19 protein-coding genes are annotated in these 15,382 nt (G+C 62.3%); 14 read left to right on the forward strand and 5 right to left on the reverse strand.

The features are described from left to right. Position 1 precedes the first annotated feature (1 nt). The 3 genes from X733_RS1000000167205 (at position 2) to X733_RS1000000167210 (ending at position 1,894) form a co-directional block, all read left to right on the forward strand. On the forward strand, positions 2–802 hold the full coding sequence (locus X733_RS1000000167205) for a hypothetical protein (RefSeq protein WP_023819013.1): 801 nt from the start codon (positions 2–4) through the stop codon (positions 800–802). Between the two features lie 4 nt (positions 803–806). After that, the gene (locus X733_RS1000000169615; protein WP_023819014.1) at positions 807–944 is read left to right on the forward strand and encodes a hypothetical protein; all 138 of its coding nucleotides are present in this window, start codon (positions 807–809) and stop codon (positions 942–944) included. A 155-nt stretch (positions 945–1,099) separates the two neighbouring features. Beyond that, complete coding sequence (locus X733_RS1000000167210; RefSeq protein ID WP_023819015.1) at positions 1,100–1,894, forward strand: hypothetical protein; 795 nt, start codon at positions 1,100–1,102, stop codon at positions 1,892–1,894. Between the two features lie 40 nt (positions 1,895–1,934). Here the strand turns inward: X733_RS1000000167210 and X733_RS148905 are convergent, their stop codons facing one another. Further along, on the reverse strand, positions 1,935–3,293 hold the full coding sequence (locus X733_RS148905) for an NAD(P)/FAD-dependent oxidoreductase (RefSeq protein ID WP_023819016.1): 1,359 nt from the start codon (positions 3,291–3,293) through the stop codon (positions 1,935–1,937). Between the two features lie 267 nt (positions 3,294–3,560). On the opposite strand from X733_RS148905, the gene X733_RS148900 reads away from it, so the two are divergent. Next, positions 3,561–4,271 carry an XRE family transcriptional regulator gene (locus X733_RS148900; RefSeq protein ID WP_023819017.1) on the forward strand — a complete coding sequence of 237 codons (711 nt, stop codon included), beginning with the start codon at positions 3,561–3,563 and terminating at the stop codon, positions 4,269–4,271. 153 nt (positions 4,272–4,424) lie between these two features. Continuing rightward, positions 4,425–4,796, forward strand: coding sequence for an endonuclease domain-containing protein (locus X733_RS148895; RefSeq protein ID WP_023701508.1), 372 nt, complete (start codon positions 4,425–4,427; stop codon positions 4,794–4,796). A 117-nt stretch (positions 4,797–4,913) separates the two neighbouring features. Here the strand turns inward: X733_RS148895 and X733_RS148890 are convergent, their stop codons facing one another. The 4 genes from X733_RS148890 to X733_RS148875 are packed head-to-tail and all read right to left on the reverse strand — an operon-like array spanning position 4,914 to position 8,697. After that, positions 4,914–5,954, reverse strand: coding sequence for a DUF3445 domain-containing protein (locus tag X733_RS148890; RefSeq protein ID WP_023819018.1), 1,041 nt, complete (start codon positions 5,952–5,954; stop codon positions 4,914–4,916). A gap of 9 nt (positions 5,955–5,963) precedes the next feature. Beyond that, positions 5,964–6,929 (reverse strand): PDR/VanB family oxidoreductase, encoded by a 966-nt coding sequence (locus X733_RS148885; protein ID WP_023819019.1) that lies wholly within the window; start codon positions 6,927–6,929, stop codon positions 5,964–5,966. Then, positions 6,926–7,522, reverse strand: coding sequence for a dimethylamine monooxygenase subunit DmmA family protein (locus X733_RS148880; RefSeq protein WP_023668542.1), 597 nt, complete (start codon positions 7,520–7,522; stop codon positions 6,926–6,928). The genes X733_RS148885 and X733_RS148880 overlap by 4 nt, the downstream gene beginning before the upstream one ends. Positions 7,523–7,563: 41 nt before the next feature. Further along, a complete protein-coding gene (locus X733_RS148875) occupies positions 7,564–8,697 on the reverse strand; it encodes an aminomethyltransferase family protein (protein WP_023684428.1) in 1,134 nt (377 codons plus the stop codon). A 185-nt stretch (positions 8,698–8,882) separates the two neighbouring features. Here X733_RS148875 and X733_RS148870 point away from each other — a divergent pair, with 185 nt between their 5' ends. From X733_RS148870 to X733_RS148830, 9 genes are all read left to right on the forward strand, one after another. After that, on the forward strand, positions 8,883–9,269 hold the full coding sequence (locus tag X733_RS148870; RefSeq protein ID WP_245274443.1) for a hypothetical protein: 387 nt from the start codon (positions 8,883–8,885) through the stop codon (positions 9,267–9,269). Between the two features lie 28 nt (positions 9,270–9,297). After that, positions 9,298–9,675, forward strand: a complete 378-nt coding sequence (locus tag X733_RS148865) for a hypothetical protein (protein WP_023668545.1) — start codon at positions 9,298–9,300, stop codon at positions 9,673–9,675. Positions 9,676–9,702: 27 nt separating this feature from the next. Further along, a complete protein-coding gene (locus tag X733_RS1000000168200; protein ID WP_023668546.1) occupies positions 9,703–9,864 on the forward strand; it encodes a hypothetical protein in 162 nt (53 codons plus the stop codon). A 15-nt stretch (positions 9,865–9,879) separates the two neighbouring features. Then, the gene (locus X733_RS148855; protein WP_023668547.1) at positions 9,880–11,274 is read left to right on the forward strand and encodes an APC family permease; all 1,395 of its coding nucleotides are present in this window, start codon (positions 9,880–9,882) and stop codon (positions 11,272–11,274) included. 42 nt (positions 11,275–11,316) lie between these two features. After that, positions 11,317–12,006 (forward strand): hypothetical protein, encoded by a 690-nt coding sequence (locus tag X733_RS148850; RefSeq protein WP_023709931.1) that lies wholly within the window; start codon positions 11,317–11,319, stop codon positions 12,004–12,006. After that, entirely contained in the window at positions 12,003–12,326 is a 324-nt protein-coding gene (locus X733_RS148845; RefSeq protein ID WP_023752575.1) for a hypothetical protein, read from the forward strand. The genes X733_RS148850 and X733_RS148845 overlap by 4 nt, the downstream gene beginning before the upstream one ends. 84 nt (positions 12,327–12,410) lie before the next feature. Continuing rightward, positions 12,411–13,307, forward strand: coding sequence for a glutamine amidotransferase family protein (locus X733_RS148840; protein WP_023668550.1), 897 nt, complete (start codon positions 12,411–12,413; stop codon positions 13,305–13,307). Positions 13,308–13,311: 4 nt separating this feature from the next. Beyond that, a complete protein-coding gene (locus X733_RS148835) occupies positions 13,312–14,040 on the forward strand; it encodes a GXGXG domain-containing protein (protein ID WP_023668551.1) in 729 nt (242 codons plus the stop codon). Positions 14,041–14,046: 6 nt separating this feature from the next. Next, on the forward strand, positions 14,047–15,375 hold the full coding sequence (locus X733_RS148830) for an FMN-binding glutamate synthase family protein (protein WP_023668552.1): 1,329 nt from the start codon (positions 14,047–14,049) through the stop codon (positions 15,373–15,375). Positions 15,376–15,382: the final 7 nt, after the last annotated feature.

Consider the following 15,382-nt stretch of genomic DNA (forward strand, 5'->3'; position numbering starts at 1 on the left):
AATGTCCAATCCCGGCGAACCGCCTTTTGCCGTACTCGTCTTCGACATGGCCAAGACCGGCGAGCCGGACGGGGAGCACGTAGTTTCTGGGTTTGAGACGCTGGAGGCGGCGACGTCCTACGCCATTGCGCGGGTTCGCGCCTCGGTGGAGGAGTTGCGCAAGCCCGGCATCGCCACTGCTGAGCTTCGCCAGCTCTGGCACCTCTATGGCGAAGACTGTTCGGTGATGAACGTCGATGTGCGCGGCAGCGATCTTCTCGATGATTTCATTGCGACGCCGGCGACGCCAGCCGAGTGCAACTGGCAGGCGCTGGCGCCCAGGCTGCGCCGCTTCCGCGCCTCGCTACTGATCTCCAACGGCAACAACGAATCCGTCTGGGCCGGCGGCTTCTTTCGCTCGACCTACAGGCTGTCGCGTGACGGCCTGCTCGAGCGCTTTGGCGACGACGCCATTGCCGCCTTCAATGCCAAGGAGATCGAGCCGGCGGAGCCGACGAAGCTCATGGTCGCCAATTACTTCGAGCTGCCCGACCCGCCCTATCCGCCGCCGGGCGCGGCACTCCGATCCTGGAAGGTCGAGGTCGGTTTCGTCTGCCACGACGTGAAGTTCGGTGGCGACGCCGCCGGAATCTTCGCCTGGCCGCAAGAGCCCACCGACTGGGCGCTCAGAACCATGCAGTTCCTGCTGATGGCCGACATGATGGCCATGCGCGGCGATGGCCCCGACTGGGCCAACGACTGCGAGATACTAACCGCCAAGGTGACGGAGACGGAGGCGCCTCCCGACTATCCGCTGGATTGAAAGGATGATCGTCACCTGCACCGCGGTCGGCACACGCGATCTCGACCCGGAAGTGTCCATCGCACTGTCCAAAGTCGCGGCATTGTCGCGGGCTGGCAACAACCTGCCATCGACATCATCGCGGTCGATCGTCGACCCCTGAGCCGCGAAAGCTCAAGCACGGCTCGGATAGAACGGTTTCGCCTCTTCTGGAGTTCGCCTCTTCTGGAAATGGCAGGCCGCGCTCCAGCTCTTGACTTTGACGCATTTTCGCGCGGAAAGCTGCTTCATCCTCGACCAGCCTGAGCTTGCTGCCGAATGCCCGATCAGCGCGAACCGCCTTTTACTGTCGTCGTCTTCGACATGGCCAAGACCGGCGAGCATGTGGTTTCGGGGTTTGAGACGTTGGATGCGGCTACGTCCTACGCGATTGCTCGGGTTCGCGCCTCGGTGGAAGAGCTGCGCAAGCCCGGAATCGCAGCAGCCGAGCTCCGGCGGCACTGGCATATCCATGGTGAGGATTGCACGGTGCTGAACGCCAATGTGCGCGGCAGCGATCTGCTTGACGATTTCATCGCGACGCCGGGGACACCGGCCGAATGCGACTGGCGGGCGCTGGCGCCACGACTGCGCCGTTTCTACGCCGCTGTGAACGTCTTCAACAACGATGGCGAATCTATCCGGGTCAGCGGCTTTTTCCGCGCGACCTACCGGTTATGGCACGCTGGCCTGCTCGCACGATTTGGCGACGACGCCATCGCCTCCTTCAAAGCCAAAGGCATCACGCCGGCAGTGCCGACGAGAGTCTCGGTCGACCATCACTTCGAGCAGCCCGATCCGCCGCGCCCGCCGCTCAGCGATATCAGGCCGTTGCTGTCGTGGAAGGTCGAGATCGATTTCGGATGCACCGATGTGAGGTTCGGCGCCAAAACCGACGGCGTCTTCGCCTGGCCCGAGGAGCCGACCGGCCGGGCACTCAACGACATGACACATCTGCTGATGGCTGACAGACTGTCCATGTACGGCACCGGCCCGGAGGGTGCCTATTATAGCGAATTGGTGTGGGTCAAGGTGACGGAGACCGATGCGGCTCCCGACTACCCTCTGAATTGAACTGGGCCGGTGCCGGCGCATTGTTTTGCATCACGCCGACCTATTCCGCCGCCACGCCCTTCACCTGGAGATAGCTTTCCATCGAGTCGTCCAGCGCCTGCAGCCAGGGCGTATGGTGCAATGGCGCCATGGTGCCGGTCATCAGCGAGCGATAGGCGTGGTCGCGAAAGCTCATAATGTCTTCCGCCTTGTGGTGCTCCCATTCCATGAAGGTCTGGTTGACCGCCTCGACGTCGAAGCCGGGATAGTCGGTCTGGTCCATCAATTCCTTGGTGTAGTCGCCCTGGAACCAGATCATCTGCTCGGCGTCTTCCAGCGTCTCTTCGCGTGCCCGCCACTTGGCGCCATGCTCGGCCATCGCCTGTACCGACGGCAGCTTGATGCGGCCCATGATGACGTCACGGGCGAACCAGGCCTGGGCGTCGAACATGTTGAAAGTGTAGAACTGGTCCTGCATGCCGATATAGGACAGTTTCGGGTTCTTCTCCCACACGACGCCCTCATAGAGCCCGTCCGGCCACATGCGGTTGGCGGTCTTCAGCTTCAGCTCTTCCGTGAGGAACGGGAAGGAATGCAGATAGCCGGTGCACAGGATGATGGCGTCGACGTCCTTGGTGGTGCCATCCTTGAAGTGCGCCGTCTTGCCGACGACCTTCTGCAGCAGCGGCACTTCCTTCCAGTTCTCCGGCCATTTGAACCCCATCGGCTTGGAGCGGTAGCTGGAGGTGATCGATCTGGCGCCGTATTTGTAGCATTGCGAGCCGATGTCCTCGGCAGAATAGGAGCGGCCGATGATCAGTATGTCCTTGCCCTTGAACTCCATGGCGTCGCGAAAATCATGGCTGTGCAGGATACGGCCGTTGAAGGTCGAAAAGCCTTCGAAATAGGGAACGTTGGGAACCGAGAAATGCCCGGAAGCGACGACGACATTGTCGAACTCTTCGGAGTAGGTGACGTCGTTGGTGCGGTCATGCGCGGTGACAGTGAATTTCCTGCTCTCGTCCGAGAAGGTCACCATGCGCACCGGGCTGTTGAAGCGCACCCATTTGCGCAGGCCCGATTTCTCGACGCGACCCTTGATGTAATCCCACAAAACGGCGCGCGGCGGGTAGGATCCGATCGGGCGGCCGAAATGCTCCTCGAACGTATAGTCGGCGAATTCCAGGCATTCCTTCGGTCCGTTCGACCAGAGGTAGCGGTACATCGAGCCGTGGACGGGGTCGCCATGCTCGTCGAGGCCGGTGCGCCAGGTGTAGTTCCACAGGCCGCCCCAGTCCGACTGCTTTTCGAAGCAGACGATTTCGGGGATCTCGGCGCCCTTGTCGGCAGCCGACTTGAAGGCCCTGAGCTGGGCCAGACCGGATGGCCCCGCTCCAATGACGGCAACGCGCGTTTTCATGGCAGGCCTCCCGGTGTCATTCGATTTTTGGAATTGCTCTTACGAAACAAATTTCACTCACAGGACAGTAATTGCCTCTTGGATGCTGTCAACAGGCCTTGTGGAGAAACCGCGTTTCGCCCCAGCGGATTTCCGGAAACGGATGACGGCGCAAATCCGGTGCGGACACCATTCGACTTAAGGGGCTTGCTGCGCGGTTGCGTTTCTGTATCGGCACCGAATATGTTCACCTGGAGTGAAATAAAGTCACAGGGATTCGGGAGCGAGATGGCGAAGACAAGTTCCGACTCCAAGACTGCTTCGACAAGGGCAAAGCCACCGGCAAAGGCCTCCGTGGACGGAAAAACCCTTCGCGCGCCGCTGACGCAGAACCCGCACGCCATTCGCGATACCCGCGAAAAGGTGCTGGAGGTGGCGATCGGGCGCGAGGTGCGCGCCTTCCGCAAGAAGCTCGGCATCACCGTCGCCGATCTCGCCGTCGCCACCGACATTTCGCTCGGCATGCTCTCGAAGATCGAGAACGGCATCACCTCGCCGTCGCTGACCACTTTGCAGGCTCTTTCCCGAGCGCTCGGCGTTCCCGTCACCGCCTTCTTCCGGCGTTTCGAGGAAGAGCGTAGCGCCGTTTTCGTCAAGGCGGGGGAAGGCCTCGATGTCGAGCGCCGCGGCACCCGCGCCGGCCATCAATACAATCTGCTCGGCCATATCGGCTCCAACACCAGCGGCGTCGTCGTCGAGCCGTACCTGATCTCGCTGACCGAGGATTCGGATGTGTTCCCGACCTTCCAGCATGAGGGCATGGAATTCCTCTACATGCTGGAGGGCGAGGTGGTGTACCGGCACGGCAGCAACCTCTATCCGATGAAGCCGGGCGACAGCCTGTTCTTCGACGCCGACGCGCCGCACGGGCCGGAGCAACTGACGAAACTTCCGATGCGGTATCTGTCGATTATTTGCTATCCGCAGAGCGCGGGGTAGGAGTTCGATCTTCCCTTGATCCTCTCGTGCGGAGATCAGTAGTTCCGCGACGGCCCCCCTTTGCAACATCGGCGATCGGCGAAAGCCGACGTGACATCCGATCTCCCCACTTGAGGGGGAGATGTCCGGCAGGACAGAGGGGGGCGAACCGCGATGACGCATAATCTGGTTTCCGCCAACAACCGCCGCAATGCCCGCAGGATGCGCAAGGTGATGACCGATGCCGAACTCAAGCTTTGGAACGAGATCAGGGCACACAGGCTGATGGGACTGAAGTTTCGGCGCCAGATGCCTATCGATGGCCATATCGTCGATTTTGCGTGCCCGGACAAAAAGCTGATCATCGAGCTTGATGGTTCCCAGCATGGCCAAGCCGAAACGTCGGAATCGGACGCCGCAAGAACCGCCAAGTTTGAAGCTCTGGGCTGGACGGTCCTGCGCTTCTGGAACGACGATGTCATTCGCGATATCGACAATGTCTGCCAGCATGTCGTGATTGTGGCTGGGCTGAGCGGCGCGCCGTGAGCTTCGCCGAAGCGCTGGGATGGACATTGGGCAAGGGCCGGCACTCTACGGCGCCCCCCTCTGCCCTGCCGGGCATCTCCCCCTCTTGGGGGGAGATCAGCAGCTTTGTGGGCATCTTTAGTCCGGCCCGAACCCCGGTGACGTCGCACTGCCATCATCCAACTTCGACAGCCATTCGAGCAGCGTCGGCCGATACCGCGTCAGGCCCTTGTAGGTGGCCAGCTCTTCCGGCAAATCGCGGATCACCCGGTGCAGTCGCCTTGCCCATTTCGGCTGTGTCACCAGTTCGTCCATCTTGATGAGATAGCAGCGGATCGGGAAGACGATGCCGTTCGAGCGCGGCAGCCGCCAGAAGCTTTGCAGTTCGACGCGCAGATGCACCTTGTCGCCGACATTTTCGGGCGTCACCGTCGCGCGGTCCGGGCCCCATTTGTGGTAATTCTCCGGACTGGTGTCGAGGCGCGGGTTTATGGTCATCGTCCAGTTGAGACGCCGCGCCGGCTTGCCCTGCTGGATGTTGGTGAGGAACTTCAGCGCCCTGACGAAAATGCCCTTTTCATGCGCCAGCGGCACCGGCGCGTGCCATTCGAAAAAATTCATGCCGATGTCGAAATCGAGCGACCAGTCGGCCTGGGTGGTGACCATGCCGGCGTCCATCCACAGATTGCCGTCGCGCTGATCGAGGATGCAGAAATCGCCCTGGCTCTGGCGGGTGATGTACTCCATCGGCCCGTAAGGCAGTGTCGAGGTGTCGCCGAAGGTGAAGGTGTCGTCGATACCGAGCGGCCGGTTGATCCAGCGCCAGCGGTCGCCGTCGCGGGTCAGGGTGAAATGCTCGGGATAGCCAAGTGCCTGTTGCTCCATCAAAAGTTCGAGCAGGTCCCAGCCGGCCAGCGTCATATGCGGCAGCGACTGGCAGCGCAGCGGATCGTCGGCCAGCACCAGTGCACGGTCCTGCATCTCGGCGACATAGTGCTCGTCGACGTCGATCAGGTTTTCCAGAACGCTGCCCTTGGGGCCAACCACATGCGGCTCGATGTTGACCGCATACATGTAGGCGTCTTCGTGGAACGGGAACGGAAACCGCCTGATATGTTCCGGGCTGTTCTTGAAGGTGAAATCGTCCCGAAACGTTTCCTTGCGAAAGGTGATGCCCAAGCTCGCCTCCTATCTTTCCAGGACCAGCGACTTGCCTTCGAAGCGCGACACGCACGGCATGATCTTGCAGCCGGAACGATGGTCTTCCTCGCTGAGCCAGTGGTCGTTGTGGATGAACTTGCCGTCATACGAGACGACGTTGGTCTCGCACTGGCCGCAGACACCGCCGCGGCAGAGATAGGGCGGATCGACGCCGGCGGCCTCGATCGCTTCGAGCAGGCTCTGCTGCTCGCCGACGCGGATGGTCTTGCCGCTAACGGCAAGTGTGACGTCGAACGGCAGGCCGGGCTGGGGTGCCGCGAAATGCTCGTAATGCACGGTCTCCGCCGGCCAGCCGAGAGCCGTAGCGCGCTCGCGCACCCAGTTGATCATGCCGGCCGGGCCGCAGACATAGAGATGGGTGCCGAGCGGCTGCGAGGACAACAGACGGTCGAGTTCGATGCGCTCGTCGCGGTCGTCGTGATAGAGCCGGACGCGACGGCCATAGCGCTCCTGCAGCACATCGGCATAGGTGCCGAGCGAGGCGGTGCGGCAGGTGTAGTGCAGCTCGAAATTGCCGCCGGACTCGGCGAGCTGCGCGGTCTGCGCCATGAACGGCGTGATCCCGATGCCGCCGGCCAGCATCAGATGCTTCTTTGCCCTGAGGTCGAGCGAGAACAGATTGACGGGGTAGCTGACCACCATCTCCAGGCCAGGCTTGACGCTCCGGTGCATGAACAGCGAGCCGCCGCGGCCGACATCGTCGCGGCGCACCGAGATGGTGTATTCGCGGGTGTCGAGCGGCGACCCCATCAGCGAATAGGGATTGAGCCTTGTGCGGTCGCCATCGCGCATCTCGACCACGACATGGGCGCCGCCGGAAAAGGTCGGCAAAAGCTCACCGTCACGGCGGCGGAAATGGAAGCGTGTCACCAGTTCGTTGACCGGGACGACGTCGCTGACGACGACATCGAGCTTGGTGGTGCCGGCGCTCATGGGAAGACCTCCTCGATGGGAGGAATCTCCGAGCGATCCTCGGCATTTATGCAGACGCCCTGGAATGCTGCCAGCCGTCGCGAATAATGATCGCGCACCAGAAGCAGCAGGCCGCAATGCGCGCAGGTGGCCGGCTGCGTCGTCACATTTTCGGTGATGCCTTTGCAATGCACGCACTGCATGCGCCGCGCCAATGAGCCGCGATGCTCGGTCTGCATGGAGGTATGATCGATGCCGGCTTCGAGCGCCACCTGCATGGCCTGGCCGATCAGCCCTTCGGTGCCGGCAAGATAGAGGCGCAGGCCCATATGCGCGTTGGCAAGCGTCTGCTTCAGCCTGGGCAGCAGGCTGGCGAAGGTTGGCGCGACATGAAATTGCGCGGACTTCAGTGCCTCAAGAGCGGCAACGTGCTTGCCGTCGGCCCCGGGAATGAAGACGATTTCGGCGCCGTCGAAGAAGCCGGGGGGCGCCGTCCTTGCCATATCGACGATCGCCAGCGCGCCTTCCGCATCCGCCACGAAAAGATGATGCTTGCCGGGCTGCGGGGACAGGGTTCCGTAAATGGGCCGGCTGATGATCGTTTTGGCTGCCATTCTCTACTTCGTACCTCGAAACCCTCGCTGTCGATTGTGCCTCAGCCTTTCGCCGTGCGCTTGGTTTTTTTGGGATCGTCGAAGGGCAGAGGCTGCGCCGTCGCCCTGATCGAACCGCTCTTGTTGCGGATCTCGAGCCTGGTGTCCTTGACCGCGCAGTCGACGTCGAGGCGGGCGATGCCCATCGATTTCTCGACCAGCGGCGAATACATGGCGCAGGTGACCACGCCCACCTTTTTGCCGTCGCGATAGACCGGCGCGCCCTCATCCGCGGGTTGCTTGCCGTCGAGCAGCACGCCGTAGATCTTGAAGCGCTCCTTGCCCTTGAGGCGGTAATGCTCTTCGGCGCCACGAAAGCCGGTCTTGCCGGGGCTGACGGTGAAGTCGAGGCCGAGCTCCCACAGCGTGTCGCCGGGGCCTTCGTTCTCGAACGGATATTTCTGCGAGTTGTCATAGGGATAGAACAGCAAATAACTTTCGACGCGCAGCATATCGAGCGTGGTGAAGCGGCACGGAATGATGCCGGCGCTCTTGCCCTCGTCGAGGATCCTGTCCCAGATCGTGCCGGCGTCCTGGCCGCGGCAGAATATCTCGTAGCCGCGCTCGCCGGTATAGCCGGTGCGCGAGATCATGACGGGAAAGCCGAACAGCTGCGTCTGCATATGATGGAAATAGTTGAGGTCGCGAATGCCCGGCACATGCTTTGAGAGATAGTCGACCGCGGTCGGTCCCTGCAGCGACAGGTCGTGCAGATTGTCGTCGAAGCGCAGCGATACGTCGCGGCCGACGGAAGCGCGCTGCAATTCCTCATGGCCGGTGCCGGAGCCGTGCACCACCATCCAGGCGTTCGGCCCGGTGCGGTAGAGGATGCAGTCGTCGGTGAATTTGCCGGCCTCGTTCAGCATGCAGGCATAGGCCGACTTGCCGGGATAGATCTTCTCCACGTCGCGCGTCGTTGCCAGGTCTATGAGGTGTGAGGCGTGCGGCCCGGTGATGTGAACCTTCTTCAGGCCCGACACATCCATCAGCCCGGCCCTGGTGCGGATGGCGGTGTATTCCTCGTCGGCGTCCTTGTCGTAGGTCCAGGCGGTGCCCATGCCGCTCCAGTCTTCGAGCTTCGAGCCTAACGCGCGATGGCGATCCGCCAGGGTCGAAAATCTCCAGGATGCCGTCATCCGCAAATCCTCCGTTCGAAAATTCTATTGTGTTCCCGGCTCCCTGCGCGGAGGCGGGAGCATTTGGTCGAATATTGATCGCAAACGTCCTGATGCCGCAATACCCGCAAGCAAATAATTTCATTGTCAGGCAAAATTCGCGGCTGGGGACAAACGGTTAACCCAACGCAAAATCGGCTTGACAATTGCTGGATTCGGCCCGAATTTATGAAAAAAATTTCACTCTGTTGAAAGAGGGCAGCGGGCGGCCAATTCGGGGTCGGGCGCTGGAAAAGGGGAAACCGATGTCAGACCTGCAGCAGCGCATCGAAGTGCTGTACCGTTCCGACCTGCGCGGGTCCGCGCTCCTGATCATCTGCCTTTGGGCGACGATCCTCTTCGTGCTCGTGATGACATGGCCCTACATCCCGGACACCGGGATCAAGATCGTCGTCGCGATCGCGGCGGCCGCAGTGCTGATCTTCAACACGGCCGCCATCCTGGCGATGGTCAATCACTACAAGGAAGACAAGGACTTCATCTACGGTCTCGACATCAAGAACGCCGACGCGGCCCGCAGCCGCAAGTCCTGAAAACAGAACGTCCTGAGGGGTAGAAGACATGTCGCGCTACACGCCGCCGGAACAAGGCAAGGCCGGGCAGATTTTCGATATCGTGGTCGTCGTGGTCGCCATTTTCGTGGCGCTGTGGCTGCCATTGAAACTCGGCCTGGCGGGTGCGGCGAAATCCATCGACGCGCTCGATGCCAAGACCTGGGAAGCGTTGGGACAGAACCCGACCATGGCCTCGATCTGGGAAAAGCTCGGCTATACGCCGGAGACCGCGCACGACATCATCCAGAACCGCTTCCACTACATCATCGACTGGCCGACGCTGATCATCATGGCGGCGGTGCTGATCGGCTATTTCGTCTTCCTGTTCCGCGCCTCCGACCGCGAATATCGCGACGTCATCAACGAAAAGTTCGACGACAAGTAACGCCAGAGATTTTGGGGAAGCACGCTCATGTGGGTCGCACTCTCTTACGCATCGTGGGGCATCTCGGTCGTGCTTGCGCTGTGGATGCTCTACGACTGGTTCAAGATCGACACGACCTATTCCGAGGAGGTGCTGACTTCCTCGCGCGAAGGCGAGCTTGAAGCCGCTTCCGAAAAACACCGGATCTGAGTGGGGATTGAACAAATGACGATCACGCTTGAACCGGCAATACACGGCGACAGAGTTTCACTGCTACGCGTGCTCGGCCCGGCCCATGTCTGGGCGCTTGGCGTCGGCATCGTGCTGGTCGGCGAATTCACCGGCTGGAATTTCTCGGCGGACAAGGGCGGCGCACTGGCGGCGCTGATCGTCTGCTGGGTGGTCGGGCTCTTGTACACTTCGGTCGCCATGATCGACTCCGAGGTGACATCGACGGTTGCCGCCGCCGGCGGCCAATACGCGCAGGCTAAGCACATTGTCGGGCCCCTGATGGCCTTCAACGTCGCGCTGTTCCTGGTCTTTGCCTACACCATGCTGGAGGTTTCGGACGCCATCCTGCTCGGCGACACCATCGTCGCCAAGGCCGGCGTCGAAGGGCTCACCCACAACTCCTTCATTGCCGCCACCATCGTCGTGCTGGCATGGCTGAACTATCGCGGCGTGCTGATGACGCTCAACGTCAACTTCGTCATCACGGCGATCGCCTATGTCTCGATCGTTATCCTGTTCTTCTCGGTCAGCCCCTGGACGCAGGGTGCTGTGCTGAAGCTCAACGAGCTGGTCACCCCCGGCAATGCGCTGCCCTATGGCTGGATCGGCGTCATCGCGGCCTTCCAGTTCGGCATCTGGTACTATCTCGGCATCGAAGGCACCACGCAGGCCGCCGAGGAAGTGCGCTCGCCGGCGCGTTCGCTGCCTTACGGCACCATGGCCGGCATGATCACGCTTTTGATCGCCGCCGCCATGACCTGGTATGTCTGCGCCTCGCTGATGCCCTGGGAGTACCTCGGTATCACCTATTATCCCTTGTGGGACGCCGGCAAGCTGACCGGCAGCCCGCTGCTGGAAAACCTGTTGTTCGTCGCCACGCTGCTCGCGGCACTGGCGTCGGCCAATGGCTGTATCAACGATGCGGCCCGCGCGTGGTTCTCGCTTGGACGCGACCGCTATCTGCCGACATGGTTCTCGGCCGTGCACCCGAAATACCGCACGCCCTATCGCTCGATCCTGTTCCTGCTGCCGATCGCGCTCGCCTTCGCCTTCATTGCCGACCTCAACCAGGCGATCACCTTCTCGATCCTGTCGGGCGTGCTGCAATACACCTTCATGAGCATCAACATCATGATGTTCCGCAAAAAGTGGCCGCTGGGCACGATCCGCCGCGGCTATACGCACCCGTTCCACCCGATCCCGGCCATCGTGTTGTTTTGCCTCTGCGTGGTGACCTTCTTTGCGATCTTCCTCGGCTACGGCACGCAGCTGATCGCCATGGTCGCCTTCTACTTCCTGATCTCGCTGTGGTTCCACTTCTACCGTTACCGCTATGTGCGTCGCGGCGACCAGTTCACCATGCCGTGGCCGAAGCCGCAGGGCTATTGACAGGAGAGGGCCTGCCGGTTTGGGCGGGCATGGCGTGACGAGGTGTCTGACGTGACGACAGCATTGCTGGCCGGGGCGGTCGCCGTGGCTCTCGTCCTGCACCTCGCCTGGCATGCGCGCGCCAGCCGCAAAAAGGCCAAGGCTGATCTTGCAGCCGAGGCAGCCAGTATCCGGACCGTCATCACACATGCCGTTGATGTCTCCGATGGCACAGCCGGCGTTGTCACCTGGGCGGGTTCGTGGAACGGACAGCGCGTGCAGCTGCGCACCATCGTCGACACGCTGGCGACGCGAAAGCTGCCGGCGCGATGGTTGAGTGTCACGATCACAGAGCCGGTTGCGGTGCCGGCGACCTTCGACATGATGATGCGGCCGGGCTCGCCGACGACCTTCTCCAATTTCGATCATCTTCAGCATACGCTGCCGAAGGCTCCGGGATTTCCGGCTGAAGCCGTGCTGCGAACCGACCTCAGGGCGGCGCGCTTTCCGCAGAACCTGATCGCCAGCCATCTCGACATCTTTGCCGAAGGCCGCGCGAAGGAACTCTTGATCACCCCGAACGGCGTGCGCATCGTCTGGCTGCTGGCCGAGGCCGAACGGGCGCGCTACGGCGTGTTCCGGCAGGCTGCATTCGGCGGCACAAGGCTGGATCCGGCGCTGGTCGAGAGGTTGCTCACCTCAGCCTCGGGGCTGCGCGACGCCATCAACAGACAGGAAAGGCAGGTGGCATGAACGCCCCCCTACCCCCACCGGCAAACCCCTATCTCGTGCTCGGCGCCGCAATCGTCTTGCCGGCCAGCGGCCACGTCATTCTGGGCGTGCCTGTGCGCGGCCTGCAATTCCTGTTCTTCATGGTGATCCTCGCCTGGGTGACAGCCAAGATCGCGCCGGCCGACGCCAGCTTCGTCGGCCGCCACGCCGGCGGCTTCCTGATCTATGCGCTGTCGATCCTCGACGCCTACAAAATCGCCCGCATCCGCACCGCTACATGGGTTCACAGCGCCCGCGACGGCAGCGATAGTGCACCAAGCGGCATCGAACCGCATACGTAACTACAGGAATATTTTTTTCATATGATTGAATTCGCACGACGCATTCGATACATCATCGTCTAGTGGTAACGCCGGGAGGCTGACATGTGTGGAATCGTCGGACTTTTTCTGAAAGACAAGTCGCTTGAGCCGCAGCTCGGCTCGATGCTGTCGCAGATGCTGATATCGCTCAGCGATCGCGGCCCCGACAGCGCCGGCATTGCCATCTATGGCGCGCCTTCCAGGAATGAAGCCAAGATCACCATCCAGTCCGCCAAGCCCGAGCGCGATTTCCGCGGCCTCGACGCCGAACTCGCGAAGGCCATCGGCGCGCCGGTGAGCATAGCGGTGAAGTCCACCCATGCAGTGTTGAGAACCGCGCCCGACAAGGTCGATGCCGCGCGCGAAGCGCTGCAGTCAATCCGCCCCGACGTGCGCATCATGGGCGCCGGCGAAGCGGTGGAAATCTACAAGGAAGTCGGTCTGCCGGAAGCGGTCGTCGACCGCTTCGACGTCCGCTCGATGACCGGCACGCATGGCATCGGCCATACCCGCATGGCGACGGAATCGGCCGTCACCACTATGGGCGCGCATCCGTTCTCGACCGGCGCCGACCAGTGCCTGGTGCACAATGGCTCGCTGTCCAACCACAACAATGTGCGGCGTGAGCTGGTGCGGGAGGGCATGAAATTCGAGACCGAGAACGACACCGAGGTCGCCGCCGCCTATCTCTCGTCGCAGATGGCGCATGGCAAGAACCTCGGCGAGGCGCTGGAAGGCACGCTGTCCGACCTCGACGGCTTCTTCACCTTCGTCGTCGGCACCAAGAACGGTTTCGGCGTGGTGCGCGATCCGATCGCCTGCAAGCCCGCCGTCATGGCCGAGACCGACCAGTATGTCGCCTTTGGCTCGGAATATCGGGCGCTGACCAAGCTGCCCGGCATAGACAATGCGAGGGTCTGGGAGCCGGAACCCGCAACCGTCTATTTCTGGGAGCATTGAGCCCATGCCGGCAACCAAACTTTCGAAGGCGGCGCAAGACCAGGCGTCCCGGGTCTTCGATCTTGATGTGTCGTCGCTGCGCGAGCTCAACCAGGCGCTTCACAATCTGACGCCCGGCTCCAACGAAACGGCGTGGGAAGTGCTGCACCCGAAGGGCAGCCATTCGGTTGCGGTCGGCGTCGACCAGCCTGTCAGCATCGATGTGCGCGGCAGCGTCGGCTACTACTGCGCCGGGATGAATGACGGCGCTGCCATCACCGTGCACGGCTCGGCCGGACCTGGCGTCGGCGAAAACATGATGTCGGGCTCGATCGTCATCAAGGGCGACGCCAGCCAGTATGCCGGCGCCACCGGCAAGGGCGGGCTGCTCGTCATCGAGGGCAACGCCTCGTCGCGCTGCGGCATCTCGATGAAGGGCATCGACATCGTCGTGCACGGCAATATCGGCCACATGTCGGCCTTCATGGCGCAGTCCGGCAATCTGGTGGTGCTGGGCGATGCCGGCGACGCACTTGGCGATTCCATCTACGAAGCGCGGCTGTTCGTGCGCGGCAAGGTCGAAAGCCTGGGCGCCGACTGCATCGCCAAGGAGATGCGGCCCGAGCATATCGAACTGCTGCAGGGACTGCTCGACCGCGCCGGCGTCACCGGCGTCAAGCCGTCGGAATTCAAGCGCTACGGCTCGGCGCGCACGCTCTACAATTTCAATATCGACAACGCCGACGCGTATTGAGGCAGCATGACCTACAAGAACCCGCCGACGACGCCGCGCAAATCCGCGACCTTCGACGACTACACGCTTTCCGAAATCCGCCGCGCCGCGGCGACCGGCATCTATGACATCAGGGGCGCCGGGGCCAAGCGCAAGCTGCCGCATTTCGACGATCTGCTGTTCCTCGGCGCCTCGATCTCGCGCTATCCGCTGGAAGGCTATCGCGAGCGGTGCGACACGTCGGTGGTGCTGGGCTCGCGCTATGCCAAGAAGCCGATCGAGCTGAAAATCCCGATCACCGTTGCCGGCATGAGCTTCGGGTCGCTGTCCGGCCCGGCCAAGGAAGCGCTCGGCCGTGGCGCCACACTCTCAGGCACGTCGACCACCACCGGCGACGGCGGCATGACCGAGGAAGAGCGCGGCCATTCCAAGCAACTGGTCTACCAGTACCTGCCGTCGCGCTACGGCATGAACCCCAGGGATTTGCGCCGCGCCGACGCCATCGAAGTGGTCGTTGGCCAGGGCGCCAAGCCGGGCGGTGGCGGCATGCTGCTTGGCCAGAAAATCTCCGATCGCGTTGCCGAAATGCGCACGCTGCCGAAAGGCATCGACCAGCGTTCGGCCTCGCGCCATCCCGACTGGACCGGGCCGGACGATCTCGAGATCAAGATCCTCGAACTACGCGAGATCACCGACTGGGAAAAGCCGATCTACGTCAAGGTCGGTGGCGCCCGCCCCTATTATGACACTGCACTTGCGGTGAAGGCCGGCGCCGATGTCGTCGTCGTCGACGGCATGCAGGGCGGCACGGCGGCGACGCAGGAAGTGTTCATCGAAAATGTCGGCCAGCCGACGCTTGCCTGTATCAGGCCGGCGGTGCAGGCGCTGCAGGATCTCGGCATGCACCGCAAGGTGCAGCTGATCGTGTCCGGCGGCATCCGCAATGGCGCCGACGTCGCCAAGGCGCTGGCGCTCGGCGTGGACGCGGTGTCGATCGGCACGGCAGCGCTGGTCGCACTCGGCGACAATGATCCGCGCTGGGAAGCGGAGTACAATGCGCTCGGCACCACCGCCGGGGCCTATGACGACTGGCACGAGGGCCGCGACCCCGCGGGCATCACCACGCAGGACCCCGAACTGATGAAGCGGGTCGATCCGGTCGCCGCGGGACGGCGTCTCGCGAACTACCTCAAGGTGATGACGCTGGAGGCGCAGACCATTGCGCGTGCCTGCGGCAAGAACAGCCTGCACAATCTCGAGCCCGAGGATCTCGTAGCCCTCACCATCGAAGCCGCCGCCATGGCCGGCGTGCCGCTGGCCGGCACCAACTGGATACCGGGGAAAAACGGCTTCTAAAAAACAT

It is taken from the genome of Mesorhizobium sp. L2C066B000, from assembly GCF_000502335.1.
Taxonomy (GTDB): Bacteria; Pseudomonadota; Alphaproteobacteria; order Rhizobiales; family Rhizobiaceae; genus Mesorhizobium.

Excerpts from the sequence above, each read along its gene's own strand:
- X733_RS148865 (WP_023668545.1), top strand. The coding sequence starts at position 9,298 with ATGTCGCGCTACACGCCGCCGGAACAAGGCAAGGCCGGGCAGATTTTC.
- X733_RS148840 (WP_023668550.1), top strand. The coding sequence starts at position 12,411 with ATGTGTGGAATCGTCGGACTTTTTCTGAAAGACAAGTCGCTTGAGCCG.
- X733_RS1000000167205 (WP_023819013.1), top strand. The coding sequence starts at position 2 with ATGTCCAATCCCGGCGAACCGCCTTTTGCCGTACTCGTCTTCGACATG.
- X733_RS148830 (WP_023668552.1), top strand. The coding sequence starts at position 14,047 with ATGACCTACAAGAACCCGCCGACGACGCCGCGCAAATCCGCGACCTTC.
- X733_RS148880 (WP_023668542.1), bottom strand. The coding sequence starts at position 7,522 with ATGGCAGCCAAAACGATCATCAGCCGGCCCATTTACGGAACCCTGTCC.
- X733_RS1000000168200 (WP_023668546.1), top strand. The coding sequence starts at position 9,703 with ATGTGGGTCGCACTCTCTTACGCATCGTGGGGCATCTCGGTCGTGCTT.
- X733_RS148895 (WP_023701508.1), top strand. The coding sequence starts at position 4,425 with ATGACGCATAATCTGGTTTCCGCCAACAACCGCCGCAATGCCCGCAGG.
- X733_RS148905 (WP_023819016.1), bottom strand. The coding sequence starts at position 3,293 with ATGAAAACGCGCGTTGCCGTCATTGGAGCGGGGCCATCCGGTCTGGCC.
- X733_RS1000000167210 (WP_023819015.1), top strand. The coding sequence starts at position 1,100 with ATGCCCGATCAGCGCGAACCGCCTTTTACTGTCGTCGTCTTCGACATG.
- X733_RS148875 (WP_023684428.1), bottom strand. The coding sequence starts at position 8,697 with ATGACGGCATCCTGGAGATTTTCGACCCTGGCGGATCGCCATCGCGCG.
- X733_RS148900 (WP_023819017.1), top strand. The coding sequence starts at position 3,561 with ATGGCGAAGACAAGTTCCGACTCCAAGACTGCTTCGACAAGGGCAAAG.
- X733_RS148845 (WP_023752575.1), top strand. The coding sequence starts at position 12,003 with ATGAACGCCCCCCTACCCCCACCGGCAAACCCCTATCTCGTGCTCGGC.
- X733_RS1000000169615 (WP_023819014.1), top strand. The coding sequence starts at position 807 with ATGATCGTCACCTGCACCGCGGTCGGCACACGCGATCTCGACCCGGAA.
- X733_RS148885 (WP_023819019.1), bottom strand. The coding sequence starts at position 6,929 with ATGAGCGCCGGCACCACCAAGCTCGATGTCGTCGTCAGCGACGTCGTC.
- X733_RS148855 (WP_023668547.1), top strand. The coding sequence starts at position 9,880 with ATGACGATCACGCTTGAACCGGCAATACACGGCGACAGAGTTTCACTG.
- X733_RS148835 (WP_023668551.1), top strand. The coding sequence starts at position 13,312 with ATGCCGGCAACCAAACTTTCGAAGGCGGCGCAAGACCAGGCGTCCCGG.